The organism is Lepagella muris (genome assembly GCF_004793975.1).
In the GTDB taxonomy this organism is placed as follows: domain Bacteria; phylum Bacteroidota; class Bacteroidia; order Bacteroidales; family Muribaculaceae; genus Lepagella; species Lepagella muris.
The window spans coordinates 24,000-37,662 of the sequence record NZ_SRYB01000020.1 but is presented as its reverse complement, the minus strand read 5'-3'; the positions used below and the strand labels follow the sequence as shown (position 1 = coordinate 37,662).

Here is a 13,663-nt window from a genome sequence, read left to right as displayed (position 1 = left end):
TTTTTTTCGTTTATAAGATTTAGAAACGAGCTGTCAGTTGGAAAGAAAATACTCTTGAGACAACGAAATAGTTACCTTGTCCGCCTGAATAGTTGTATGCGGGGTTGATGCCTTTCCGTTTTGTAACGGTGAATAGGTTTTCAACATTGAATCCGAGGTTCAAAGCCTGAAGTTTTATAGGATCGGTCACTACCTTCGGGAAATCATAACCTACGGAGAGGTTTTTGAATTGGAGATAGCTTGCATCCGTCAACCAGCGCGAAGATGTGGCGTTGTCGTAGCTGGAGTATTGTGCGTTGATTTGTGGATTTATTTTTTTGCTGATTCGTTGTGAGGGGTCGTCCATGTTTAGACCTGCAGGAGCTTCGGTCCATGAATTCAACACATCCTTGTGGTAACTGTTGGTTTTGCCATCGCCATAAGACATAAGGCTGTTATAGGTGCTGTCAAGGACTTTACCCCCGAGGCTGTAGGTGAACAGTGCTCCCAGGGTTATACCTTTCCATTCGAGTGTTGTTCCAAACGAACCGAATACGGTGGGAAGGGATGAGCCCTGGAATTCTTTTGATGAATATGTCGTTTGTGTGGTGTAGGGCTTACCGTCGATTTCTACATAGGCATTGTTTTTCTTCGCTCCCTCAATGTTGGAATCCCAAGCGGATTGGCTGAATTCCCAATTGCCGGTCTCTTCGTTGAGCTCCATGAATTCATGGCTGTCTTTGTTGATCTCATAAAGAGCCCGACCTGTGGCCATATCCACGCCCGCATAGGTGGGTATGTAGAATTCATAACGGCTTTTCCCTTCGATAAGGGCGATGTTCGAGGTCCACTGGTTGCCGCTTGCCGGCAATTTTGTCAGTTTGTTCTTTATAAATGATGCATCCAGATTCAAACCCCAGCGGAAATCTCTTGTCCTGATGACGTCGCCTTTGAACATAAGTTCCCATCCGACATTTTGCATTGTGCCGATATTTGTAAGAATAGTCCATTGTGCGCCGTCCCATTTTCCACCGGCTGATGCAGGCTGTTTTACGTTATATAAAAGATCCACATTCTTTTTCAAGAAGTATCCGATAGAGAAATTTAATCTGTCGTTGAAAAGAGTGCCTTCAAGGGCAACGTCAAGAGTCCTGACGCTTTCCCATTTCGCTTTGTCGTTGCCCATCTGAGAGGGTGACATTACCAGCTGGCTGTCGACTCTGGCAGCACGTTGTGCGTAAAGAGACCAATATGCATAGGAATTTGCTGCCGCATCCGAACCGGCTGTACCATAAGATGCGCGAAGCTTGAGATAATTTATCCAGTCAATATTGCGGAGGAATTTCTCCTTGGAGATAATCCAGCTTGCGCCGACGCTCCAGAATGTGCCCCAGCGTGAGTCTTTTGCAAAGCGTGATGTGCCGTCTCTGCGAAGTGAGGCCTCTGCGAAATATTGCTGGTTGTAGTTGTATCTGGCTCTTCCAAGATAAGATTCTGTGGTGCGCTGGATATGATATGCCGAATAGCTCTCGTTCTTTGCAAAATTAGTAAGTTCCAAAGCGCCGGCTGTGAATATCATGTCAGAAGCCTGTTGGTAGTTGTAGCCATAATCGTAAGAATAATTTTCATGATCAAGCAGCACATCGACATGATGGTCTCCATATTGATGTTCCCACGTAAGGGTCTGCATGAAATTGTAGGTCTTGGTGTTATAGTTGGTGACTCTCAGACGTCCGAAACCGAGAGCCGATCCGACCCACGGATTGCCAAAACTCTTGTATTCTTGTTTTGATCTGAACATATCCCCTCTCACGGTGAATTCGAATCCATAGGGAAGGATTGCTGTCGCATTTACTGACAGGTCTGCGGTCAGTTTGTTGAAACTATTGCTGTTTGAACGCAATAGATATGCGATGTTGCTCTCATAGGGAGTGTAGCCCGGATTCGTGTTCCATTCTTTCTCTCCATTTTCATCATAAATGATCGCGCCTGTTTTCATATCGTGATTGTAATACGGGAATACCGGGGCACGATAAACGTAGTTGAAAGGATTGGATGTAACCCCAAGATCATCGACATCAAGGTCATCATCCTGCGATTTCTGGTAACTCATGTTGGTGTTCACTCCAAATCTGAAATAATTCACGGGAGTGGCTGAGAGGTTGATACGGTTTGAGAAACGCTCGAAATCAGTGTTGATCATATAGCCCTGCGATTTCAGGTAGCCGGTTGATGCAAATACGTTGAACTTATCTTGTGCCGCAGCAACAGAGACATTATATTCTTGACGATAACCATTCTGCGACATGGCATCCCACCAGTTAAGGTCATCATACGCCGCTAACGGATTAAGCACCACATTTCCGTTTTCATTGAATATATCTTCAGCTTTCTTATCACCATATATATTCCAAACGTGGACATTATCAAAGAAATGTTCTATCTGGTCTTTTCGGATTTGGTCAAGAGTAAGCTCATTATTCTCCAAAGAATTCTGACTGTTGACTATTGAGGTAAGCGTGGTTTCCATCCATTGGTTGGAATTTAAAGTCTCATAGAAAGGAAGCCCTCTCTGATATATGCCTTGATTTATTTTCAAGGTCACATCAACTTTACCTTTGGACTTGGCCTTTCGTGTCGTGATGAGAATCACGCCATTTGCACCCTTCGCACCATAAAGTGCGCATGATGCGGCATCTTTCAACACAGACATTGATTCAACATCCTCCGGATTTATATCAGCAATTGAGCCATTGAATATCACGCCATCGACAACATATATCGGAGCATTCGTGCCATTTACGGTATTGATGCCACGGATAAGAATAGAGGGAGCTCCGCCGGGACCTGCAGTGGTGCTGCTCGATACTTGCACACCCGGTGCGATTCCTTCCAGTGCGGAAGTGACCGTATTGACAGGCCTTTTTTCAATCTCAGCGGAATTTACTACAGCGACTGATCCTGTAAGGGACTCCTTTGTGGCAGTACCATAAGCAACTACCACAACATCATCAAGCTCCGCAGATTCTGATTGAAGAAAAACCTTCATGCCATCTTTTAGTTCTACAGTTGTCGGAGTGTAACCGACATAGGTTATTTTTGCTTTTTTGACACCTTGTGGCACTCGTAGCACGAAATTTCCATCAATGTCAGTAGCGACGCCTTGCCCTCCTCCGATAGGTGCGACTGTTGCCCCTACCAATGGCTCATTATTGGTAGCATCAAAGATTGTGCCTTTAACCGTATGGATCTGGGCAGAAATCTCAAGCGAGCATACCAACATTGCCAACATAAAGAAAAATAGTTTTCTCATCGGATCAATGTAGTTTAGTTAATAATGGTTTTTATTGAAATCATCGGCTCAGTTAAACCGATTGTCTATTTTTTGGTACAATGGATACAAATGCGAACAAATTTGATTGATGTAGTAATTATCAAAACCAAATATGAACCGCTTGCAAATTCTTTTTCGATGGCAAATATATAATAATATTTAATTTAAAATATATGGCAATGTGTTAAAAAAAGTTAATGAATATCTTTTTTAAAACATCTTCCTATTAAGACATATTAGTATTATTAGAATAATTATATTTGTGTCAAGTGGTTGAATGTTAATTAAAGAATTAGTTGTCTTATGAAGGCGCGACATGTATTTTTTTCAATATACATGTCGCGCCTATTGTTAAAATTTGTTTTCTGTGTTATTCGAGGCAAGCGTCGAGTGCTTCGGTGATTGCGTGGCGGTCGAGGTGTTGCCCGATGAAGACTATTTTCTGCATACGGTCGCCATACTTGGGATCCCAGTCACGCATGAGTCCGGGGTCGGTTGCCAGCATACGCTGGAGTTCATCCTCCGGGGCGGTGGCATACCATTGTCCGGCTTCGGTCAGCTTCTTCTGCACGCCAGCCTGTTCGAAGAGATACGACATGTCGGTGTTGTCGGAGAAGTAGCAGATACCTTTTGCGCGTATCACGCTCTTTGGCCAGTGTTTGGCAACGAACCAGTCAAACTTGTTAATGTCGAAAGCCTTCCGGCGGTAGTATACGAAGGTGCCGATACCATATTCCTCTGCCTCACCCTCTCCGTGATGATGGTGATGACAATGGCATACGCCATGCTCGTGATCACAGTGGGAGTGGTCATGATCGTCATGATCGTCATGATCGTCATGATTGTTATGATTGTCAGGATCGTCAATATTGTCAGTATTGTCAATATTGTCAGTATTGTCAGTATTGACATGATGGTGGTGATGATGATGCTCCTCCTCTTCGATCTCATCGAGGGGTTTTTCGATTTCCTGAATCCAGGTGGCGGCTGTGACGGTCTTCTCGAAATTGAAGAGACGGGTGTCGAGGAGTTTGTCAAGATCCACGTCGCAATAGTCGCACTCTATGATTTCGGCTTTTGGCTGCAGGGCGCGTATTACCCCTTTAATATGTTCTGCCTCTTCCTTCGTCACTTCCGAGATTTTATTAAGGAGGATTATATTGCAGAACTCGATCTGCTGAATGACGAGGCTCTCTATATCCTCTTCACCGAGATCCTTTGTGGTAAGGGAGTCGCCGGCATTAAACTCGCTTTTGAGTCGAAGGGCGTCGACCACCGTGACGATACAGTCGAGAATAGGGAGACCCTCCCTGACGAGATTCGGAGCCATGGCAGGCATCGAACAGATGGTCTGAGCGATGGGTTCGGGTTCGCAAATGCCGCTTGCCTCGATCACTATATAGTCAAATCCACCGCTGACGAGATCCGAGAGCTGCTGCATAAGATCCATCTTGAGTGTGCAGCAGATACACCCGTTCTGAAGAGCCACGAGGCTATCGTCGTCACCACCGACCACCCCGCCTTTTGCGATGAGATCGGCATCAATGTTGACTTCACCGATATCATTCACGATAACGGCGAAGCGGATTCCTTTACGATTGTTGAGTATCCTGTTGAGAAGAGTGGTCTTACCGCTTCCGAGGTATCCGGTCAGCAGCAAGACAGGGGTTGTTTTTGATGTCATCAGATATTATTTTTGAAAACTTCATTGCAAAATTAATACATTTCCCTGATATGGAAGTTTACTTCCAAATGAAAACTTTGTCAGAAACTTACTTGTAGGAGTGTCTGTATGCGGTTGTCGTGCGCCTGACGGTTGTCGAAGTCCACACGTCTGCCATATAGATATTCCAGCCCCACCTCCACGATGGAGTTGACTTTCCAGAAGACGTTGCCTACCACGTATTGCGCATACTTATATCCATTCTTCCATGGAGTTGATGAGTCGGCATATTGGTTTGCATAAGTGCGGACGTGGCTATACATGGCTGTGCAGAACACGTTGGGGGAGAAATTGTATTGCAGTGCGCCGTATGCGCCCCAAGCCTCCACGCGGTTGAGTGCACCAGGATTCTCCGGGTCGGGCATAAGATCCATGCCGGTGCCTCCGAGATCCTGTATGTAGCTTGTGACACCTTTACCGTACACTCCTTGATAGTAGGCGGATAATCCTCCGGCTATTGGGGTCTTGCCACTTGCCTTTATTCCCCATCCCACCTTGTCGATATTACGGGAAGCTGAGTTGTCGCGGTAATACAGGTTGCGTATTATTCCTGAGAGCCTTAGCCAGCCGTTGCCGTTAGCCCATGACCGTTGTAGGTAGAAGGGGATATCGGGTACGCGCTGTGTTACTGTTGCAGTCTGTGATGCGTTGGTTGCGGAATAAGAGGGCATATCTATTCCGATTCCGGCTTTCCATTCCTTATTTTTGCCGAATGGGTGCTCGTAATATATGTTGCCGTGTATCATGCAGGCAAAGGCATTTGGACCCTCATAATCAATAGTGGTCGGGACAGCACCCACATCAGTAAATAGGGAATAATTATATCCGGCTGTTATGCCACGATATTTCAGGTAAGCCACCTGTAGTTGCGGGGTATATCCGTTGCCTAGAAAATTAATCGAGATGTATGCGCCGAGCTGATTCTTCGTGCCGGGAAGAGCCACGACGTTCAGATATATGTTGCTTTGCTGCGCACTGAACCGGAACTGGGCACCGTTGCCCGGTTGCTGCTCAATCGGTATGGCGGAAGTGGTGAACATATTGTCGTCGTGTATCGGATGTCCGAAATCAAATAGAGCTACACTCTTTATGTTTGCGCCGAGACCCATATAGAATTTCCCCTCCTTACCGTGAAGCGTGAAGCGAGGCACGTCGGGGGTGCCCTGCAACTTGGGGGCATTCTCATGGAGGGTTATGTAGGTGTCGGTGGAATCGCGATATTCTACTATCTTGATTGATACTGTTTCTTCCGTCGGGTCTTGACCGGCAGACTGTGCGTTGGCGCATATCGGCAATATTGATAGAGCTGAAGCGAGCGACAGGGTAAGGGATGATTTTATTGACATGGATGATATGGTGTTGAAGTTTAATTTTATATAATTAAATAACACCTTATCTTATGAATGGTTGAAAAAAACTCTCTCCGGAAGTCCGGAAAGAGTTCTTTCAGTCTTAGACACTTTCGATATGTCTGTATTCCCTGACCGGGTCAGGGTTATTGTCAATAAGATTCTTCGGGAGTGGGGAAATCGCCGCTTTTGACATCGGAGATGTAGTTCTTTACTGCATCGGTCATTATCGTCGCGAGGTCGGCATATCTGCGGAGGAAGCGAGGGGAGAACCCTTTGTTGATTCCGAGCATATCGTGCATGACGAGCACTTGACCATCAACACCCCCGCCTGCACCGATGCCGATCACCGGGATACTGATCTCTTTTGCCACACGGGTAGCTAGTTCAGCGGGGATCTTTTCGAGCACGAGAGCGAAGCAACCGATCTCTTCAAGGAGTTTGGCATCCTCAATCAGTTTTTTTGCCTCCTCCTCTTCACGGGCACGGACGTTGTAGGTGCCGAATTTGTTGATGCTCTGGGGGGTGAGACCGAGATGCCCCATCACGGGAATTCCGGCGCAAAGGATCCGTTCGATCGACTCTCTGATTTCCGAACCACCCTCCATCTTGACAGCTTCGGCATGGCTCTCTTTCATGATTCTGATGGCAGACGCGAGAGCCTCCTTGGAGTTGCCTTGATAAGAACCGAATGGTAGGTCAACGACAACGAGGGCACGGCGGGTGCCTTTGATTACTGATTTTGCGTGATAGATCATCTGGTCGAGAGTGATCGGGAGGGTTGTGACGTTTCCTGCCATTACGTTTGAAGCGGAGTCACCGACGAGAAGCACGTCAATACCTGCTTCATCAAGGATTTTTGCAGAAGAGAAGTCGTATGCAGTGAGCATAGAGATCTTTTCGCCTCTCTGTTTCATCTCGACAAGGCGTCGGGTAGTCACCTTGCGAGCGTTATCTGTAGTATTTGTCGACATAATAAATGCGCCGTAGCGCGAATTACTGATTAAAGGCGTAAGCCTGTTTAAATTCGCTGCAAAGTTACCCTTTTTTACTGAAAAGACCAACAATCCCAAATAAATTCGCATCTTGTATTAGCAGCATTAGCACTGTTTGTGTCAATTGTTGTGGTGCGATCTTTTTCTCTTTGGGTAGTGTTGATATGTCTCGCCGGGTAGTGTGGTTGTTTGTTCTCTCAAGACGAATGGACTTTTATGCGATTTTTTAGTTATGGCTATTGTTGTGATGCGATTATTTTGCACTGCGGATGGAATTTATTAACTTTGCAGTCAGATAATAATAACGACACAATGGAATACAACCACCGCGAAATAGAACAACGCTGGCAGCAGTATTGGCGCGACAATAAGATATATCGCGCAGAAGAGAAACCGGGTAAGAAGAAGTTTTATGTGCTCGACATGTTCCCGTATCCGTCGGGGGCGGGTCTTCACGTGGGTCATCCCCTCGGATATATAGCGAGCGATATCTACTCCCGTTTCAAGCGTCAGCAAGGATTCAATGTGCTTCATCCGATGGGTTACGATGCCTACGGACTCCCCGCAGAACAGTATGCAATCCAAACCGGTCAGCATCCGGAGAAAACCACAGTGGCAAACATCGCCCGCTATCGCGAGCAGCTTGACAAGATCGGTTTCTCATTTGACTGGAGCCGTGAGATACGCACCTGTGATCCGGAATATTACAAGTGGACACAGTGGGCATTCATCAAGATGTTCAACTCATATTATGATCTTGATGCCGACAAGGCAATGCCGATAGAGAATCTTGTGGCACGCTTCAAGGAGTCGGGCACAGAGGGTATCCATGCCGCATGTTCGAAAGAACTGAAATTCACAGCCGATGAATGGAACGCCTATACAGAGAAGGAGAAGTCTGACGTGTTGATGAACTATCGTATCGCCTATCAGGGGGAGACGATGGTCAACTGGTGTGAGGCTCTCGGCACAGTCCTCGCCAACGATGAGGTGACGGAGGGTGTCAGCGTGCGCGGCGGCTATCCTGTAGAGCAGAAGGTGATGAACCAGTGGTGTCTGCGTGTGTCGGCTTACGCTCCGCGTCTGCTTGACGGTCTCGACACACTTCAGTGGAGCGATTCTCTCAAGGAGACACAGCGCAACTGGATAGGACGCAGCGAGGGTGCAGAGATGCGTTTCCCCGTAGTTGGAAAGGATTTTGACCTTGAGATCTTCACCACACGTGCCGATACAAGTTTCGGAGTCACTTTCATGGTGCTTGCTCCCGAATCAAAATATGTGGAGATGCTTGTCACTCCCGAACAGAAGGATGCCGTTGATGCATATCTCGCAGAGGTGAGCCATAAGACAGAGCGTGAGCGTCAGATCGATAAGAAAGTATCGGGTGTCTTCACAGGCAGCTATGCACTGAATCCTATTTCCGGTAAGGAGATACCTATCTGGGTGAGCGACTATGTGCTTGCCGGCTACGGCACAGGCGCAATCATGGCTGTTCCGGCGCACGACTCCCGTGACTATGCCTTCGCACGTCATTTCAATCTTCCTGTAATCCCGTTGATTGAGGGTGCCGATGTCAGCGAGGAGAGTTTCGATGCCAAGGAGGGTAAGATGATCAATTCCGCCAATGAGAAGCTTGATCTCAACGGTCTTGAAGTGAAAGAGGCTATTGCCAAGACAAAACGATATATAGAGGAGGCAGGAATCGGCAGAGTGAAGGTTAACTATCGTCTGCGCGATGCCATATTCTCACGCCAGCGTTACTGGGGCGAACCGTTCCCGGTGTATTATAAGGATGGCGTGGCTCACGTGATGGATGAGAGCGTGTTGCCCCTCATGCTTCCCGAAGTAGACGCCTATCTGCCCACTTCTACCGGCGAACCGCCGCTCGGACGTGCTAAGAACTGGAAGACTCCGGAGGGTTATCCTATCGAACTCTGCACGATGCCCGGTTTCGCAGGCTCCAGCGCATACTATCTGCGCTATATGGATCCCCACAACTCGGAGGCGCTTGTAGGCAAGGAGGCTGATGAATATTGGCGCAACGTCGATCTCTATGTCGGCGGTGCGGAACATGCTACCGGACACCTGATCTATTCGCGTTTCTGGAACAAGTTCCTCTATGACCTCGGTGTTGTGGTTGAGCCGGAGCCGTTCAAGAAACTTGTCAACCAGGGGATGATCCAGGGCAGAAGTAATTTCGTATATCGCATAAAGGACACCAACACGTTTGTCAGCAAGGGACTTAAAGACCAGTATGATGTGGCTCCGATACGCGTGGATATAAGCATGGTTAGCAACGACGTGCTCGACATAGAGCGGTTCCGCGCATGGCGTCCGGAGTTTGCCGATGCCGAGTTTATCCTTGAAGATGGGAAATACAATTGCGGCTATGCTGTGGAGAAGATGTCGAAGTCGATGTATAACGTGGTGAATCCGGATGATATCGTGGAGCGATATGGTGCGGATACTCTCCGCCTTTACGAGATGTTCCTCGGTCCGGTAGAGCAGTCGAAACCGTGGGATACGAACGGCATCGACGGAGCAAACCGCTTCCTGAAGAAACTTTGGGGTCATTATGGGAAGCTCGACCATTCCTGCACCGCACCGATGACGAAGGAGGAACTGAAGACCATGCACAAGCTCATCAAGAAGGTGACGTCTGATATAGAGAACTTCTCGTTTAACACTTCGGTGTCGGCATTCATGGTTGCATTGAATGAACTCACAGCACAGAAATCGGTCAATCCGGCTGCTATGGAGATCTTCACTCGTCTGATCGCGCCGTTTGCGCCGCATATCGCCGAAGAGTTCTGGCACGGACTCGGCAAGGAGGGTTCGGTGGTGGATGCCGAATGGCCCGAATATGATGAGGCTAATCTGAAGGAGGACAGCGTGAAATATCCTGTCAGCTTCAACGGTAAGACCCGTTTCATGCTCGACGTTCCTGCCGATGCCACAAAAGGAGAGGTGGAGGCAGCCGCACTCGCCGCTCCCGATGCGGAGAAATGGCTCGGTGGCAAGACTCCGAAGCGCGTCATTGTCGTGCCGGGAAAGATTGTCAACATAGTTATATGATGATATTGTTGTCTTACAGGAGAAACAGACCTATGGGTTGGTCTGCAAATGACCGGTAGACGACTCTACAATAAAACGCACCGTCGGTGCGTTTTTTTTTTATGAAACAAGAGATGAAAGAACAAGAGATAAAGGAAATAGTGTTTGCCACCAATAATGCCCACAAGCTTGAGGAGGCACGTGCATTGGCGGACGGAAAGATTAAGATAATGTCGCTGTCGGAGATAGGATGTCATGATGATATTCCGGAAACAGCCGACACCCTTGAAGGGAACGCCCTGATAAAGGCGCGATGGGTAAAGGAGAGATATGGCTATGACTGTTTTGCCGACGACACGGGTCTCATGGTGGATGCTCTCGGAGGTGAGCCCGGGGTCTACAGCGCACGTTTTGCGGGTCCGCAATGCAATGCGGCAGACAATATGGCACTTCTGCTTGAAAAGATGGATGGTGAGACCGACCGTAAGGCCCGTTTCATGACGGTCATAGCCCTTTGTAAAGGTGATGAGCACAGGATATTCACCGGCACAGTGACCGGCACTATAGCCGAGCAACCACACGGCACGGAGGGATTCGGATATGATCCTATATTCGTGGCTGACGAATCGGGGTTGCCTTTTGCCGAGATGTCGCAGGAGGCTAAGAATGCCATATCCCACCGTGGACGTGCGATGAGAAAATTGATAGAATATCTGGCATAGCCACCTCTTTATATTCATAAAATGAAATTAAGACTTACTCTTTCCATCACCGCCGCACTCACTCTATGCAGTATCCAGGCATCGGATTGGAGGATTCACCCCACATTCGACGGAGAGATAAATTACATGGTGGATACGCCTTCGTTTACGTATTTCACAGGGAAGGTGCTTCCCGACAATAATTTCTTTCCGACAAGCCATTCCCTTTTCCGTTATGACAAGGAGGGGGAGGAGCTTCAGTCGTTGTCTACGATCAATCTCCTGTCGGACAATACTGTCAGTCTTATCGGCTATTGTTCCGGGGGTGGTTATCTCGCGGTGGTATATTCCAACTATGATATTGACCTTATCTACGACAATGGGGATGTGGTCAATATCCCGGCTTACCGTCTTGCCTCATTGTCATATTCAAAGATGGTCAACTCAATATCATTCTCCTCAACAGGCGATATGATATATCTTGCTACGGATTTCGGCTATGTTGCGATTAATGCTGTGAAGCATGAGGTGGCGGAGAGCGGCATATATGGAGAGGCATTGACATCAGTTGCTCGCATAGGCGACAGGCTTCTTGCCATAAGGGGCAACAGTCTGCTGGCTGCCGACGCTGCGGGCAACCGATTCTCGATAGATGATTTTGAAGAGGTCGGCGTATTTGACCGTCCGTATTTGCTGCAAACACTCGGCGACTCCAAGGGATTGCTGCTGACGTATGGCGGCTCGCCACAGGCAGTCAGGGTCATAACCGTCACGCCGTCGGGTGTGGAGGTTGGTAATGCCGATAACGCCCGCGTCTACAACGTGAGTGGCAATAAGGATGGGATAATGGTTGCCACGTCTTCATCTTTATGGCAGTATCAGGCTGATGGGAGCCGCACTACGCTGACACTTCCGGACAATTACCGGAATGTAATCGCCTCTTCCTACGATTATTCTGAAATATGGCTTGGCAATGGCAGGAAAGGGGTGAGTAGCATGGAGAGAAACGGGGATGATTTCGTGGTCACGCGTGATTATATGATTCCGGATGCCCCTGCACCGTATATCTCCACTCATATCGCGGAGCATCCGTCGCGAGGGTTACTGGTCATAAATTTCGGATACGATTATAATTTCTGGACAATCAATATCCAATTACCGCTTCTTCTTAGTGGCTATAAGGATGGGGGATGGTCAAACTATTCTCCGATATATACGAATCCGGCACAGGGGAGTGTTATCAAGACTCCGAATGGTATTGCAGTAGATCCCGATAATCCGGATTATGTCTATGTATCCTCTGTATCTAATGGCGTAATACGCATGAATCTGAAGGATAGTTCCGACATAATCCACATGTCGAAACCTTCCGATCCGGGAAAGAATCTTCCGGGGTTCATAGCGATAGTGGCAGATCCGATGGATAAGGATAGGAAATGGGCATGCCGTTTTTCAGAGCCGCATTTTGACACGGCGGGAAATCTGTGGATGTCGTATGCCGACATGGATAATCAGACGGAGCCGACGATTCATCTGATGTGCTGGGAAGCCGAAGACCGTCGGTCTACAACTTCCGTGTCGGATTTCCGTGCCCCTAAGTGGTTGCGCGTGAAAGGTGTGAAGTGTACGAATGTTGATGAGGTGGTGCCGCTGACCTATCGCACCCACCGCAATTGGCTACTTTATTCAAATAAGGTGTATGAGAATGCTTTTGCTGTCATCGACACAAACGGCACCCCGACAGAGCCGTCGGATGATAACGTTGTTATCATAAATACGCTTTATGATCAGGATGGCAATGCGGTGAGTGCGCACAACGTCCGTTGCATGTGGGAAGATCCGTCTACGGGGCGTGTATGGGTAGGGCATGATGAGGGTCTCTTCTATTTCAATCCGGATGATTTCATGGCAGGCGACGGCAAGGTGACGCGTATCAAGGTGGCACGTAATGACGGCACTAATCTTGCGGATTATCTGCTGAATCTGGTGCCGGTCAATCATATCACGTCGGATGGTGCCGGACGGAAATGGTTCTCCACCAAGGGTGGGGGCATGGTGTGTCTCTCTGCCGATGGACGAAGCGTGGAGGAGGAACTGACATCCGGATCAAGTCTGCTCCCCGATGATGTGGTCTATTGCGCTTTCTATATCCCTTCCACAAATTCAATGATGATTTCCACCTCCGGCGGACTCGTGGAATACTATTTATCCCATTCCGCGTCATCATCGGAAGATGCTGTCAAGGCATACCCTAATCCGGTGCGTCCGGATTATACCGGGTTCGTCATCATTGACGGATTGCCGGACGATGCTGTAGTGAAGATTGTGGATGCATCTGGAAATCTTGTCAAGGAATTGCGTGCGGAAGGTGGAGAAGCGAGATGGGACGTGACAAATCATGGCTTCAAGCGCGTCAGCAGCGGGGTCTATTTCGTCATGTCGTCAGGGATTGATTCCGATGAGGCGTTTACCAACGTCACCAAAATACTCGTGGTGAACTGATTTTAGAAAATAAAATTACAGATAAT

At 48.0% G+C, this 13,663-nt stretch carries 7 protein-coding genes; 3 read left to right on the top strand and 4 right to left on the bottom strand.

Annotated features, from left to right (window positions below; all coding sequences use genetic code 11):
* Positions 1-19 precede the first annotated feature (19 nt).
* The 4 genes from E5331_RS13080 to panB form a co-directional block, all read right to left on the bottom strand.
* A complete protein-coding gene (locus tag E5331_RS13080) occupies positions 20-3,292 on the bottom strand; it encodes a SusC/RagA family TonB-linked outer membrane protein (protein ID WP_123483362.1) in 3,273 nt (1,090 codons plus the stop codon).
* Between the two features lie 391 nt (positions 3,293-3,683).
* Positions 3,684-4,997: a GTP-binding protein gene (locus tag E5331_RS13075; RefSeq protein ID WP_135985334.1), complete on the bottom strand. Its 1,314-nt coding sequence runs from the start codon at positions 4,995-4,997 to the stop codon at positions 3,684-3,686.
* Positions 4,998-5,077: 80 nt separating this feature from the next.
* A complete protein-coding gene (locus tag E5331_RS13070; RefSeq protein ID WP_123483360.1) occupies positions 5,078-6,382 on the bottom strand; it encodes a porin in 1,305 nt (434 codons plus the stop codon).
* Positions 6,383-6,537: 155 nt separating this feature from the next.
* Positions 6,538-7,359 (bottom strand): 3-methyl-2-oxobutanoate hydroxymethyltransferase, encoded by an 822-nt coding sequence (gene panB, locus E5331_RS13065; protein WP_123483359.1) that lies wholly within the window; start codon positions 7,357-7,359, stop codon positions 6,538-6,540.
* A 333-nt stretch (positions 7,360-7,692) separates the two neighbouring features.
* Here panB and leuS point away from each other — a divergent pair, with 333 nt between their 5' ends.
* The 3 genes from leuS (at position 7,693) to porZ (ending at position 13,637) form a co-directional block, all read left to right on the top strand.
* Positions 7,693-10,455, top strand: a complete 2,763-nt coding sequence (gene leuS, locus E5331_RS13060; protein ID WP_123483358.1) for a leucine--tRNA ligase — start codon at positions 7,693-7,695, stop codon at positions 10,453-10,455.
* A gap of 113 nt (positions 10,456-10,568) precedes the next feature.
* The gene (locus tag E5331_RS13055) at positions 10,569-11,156 is read left to right on the top strand and encodes a non-canonical purine NTP diphosphatase (protein WP_123483403.1); all 588 of its coding nucleotides are present in this window, start codon (positions 10,569-10,571) and stop codon (positions 11,154-11,156) included.
* A 21-nt stretch (positions 11,157-11,177) separates the two neighbouring features.
* A complete protein-coding gene (gene porZ / locus E5331_RS13050) occupies positions 11,178-13,637 on the top strand; it encodes a type IX secretion system anionic LPS delivery protein PorZ (RefSeq protein ID WP_135985332.1) in 2,460 nt (819 codons plus the stop codon).
* The last annotated feature ends 26 nt before the right edge of the window (positions 13,638-13,663 follow it).

What these genes read in the sequence shown, in the direction of transcription:
- E5331_RS13080 (WP_123483362.1), bottom strand. Translation starts at nt 3,292, where the DNA reads ATGAGAAAACTATTTTTCTTTATGTTGGCAATGTTGGTATGCTCGCTT.
- E5331_RS13075 (WP_135985334.1), bottom strand. Translation starts at nt 4,997, where the DNA reads ATGACATCAAAAACAACCCCTGTCTTGCTGCTGACCGGATACCTCGGA.
- E5331_RS13070 (WP_123483360.1), bottom strand. Translation starts at nt 6,382, where the DNA reads ATGTCAATAAAATCATCCCTTACCCTGTCGCTCGCTTCAGCTCTATCA.
- panB (WP_123483359.1), bottom strand. Translation starts at nt 7,359, where the DNA reads ATGTCGACAAATACTACAGATAACGCTCGCAAGGTGACTACCCGACGC.
- leuS (WP_123483358.1), top strand. Translation starts at nt 7,693, where the DNA reads ATGGAATACAACCACCGCGAAATAGAACAACGCTGGCAGCAGTATTGG.
- E5331_RS13055 (WP_123483403.1), top strand. Translation starts at nt 10,569, where the DNA reads ATGAAAGAACAAGAGATAAAGGAAATAGTGTTTGCCACCAATAATGCC.
- porZ (WP_135985332.1), top strand. Translation starts at nt 11,178, where the DNA reads ATGAAATTAAGACTTACTCTTTCCATCACCGCCGCACTCACTCTATGC.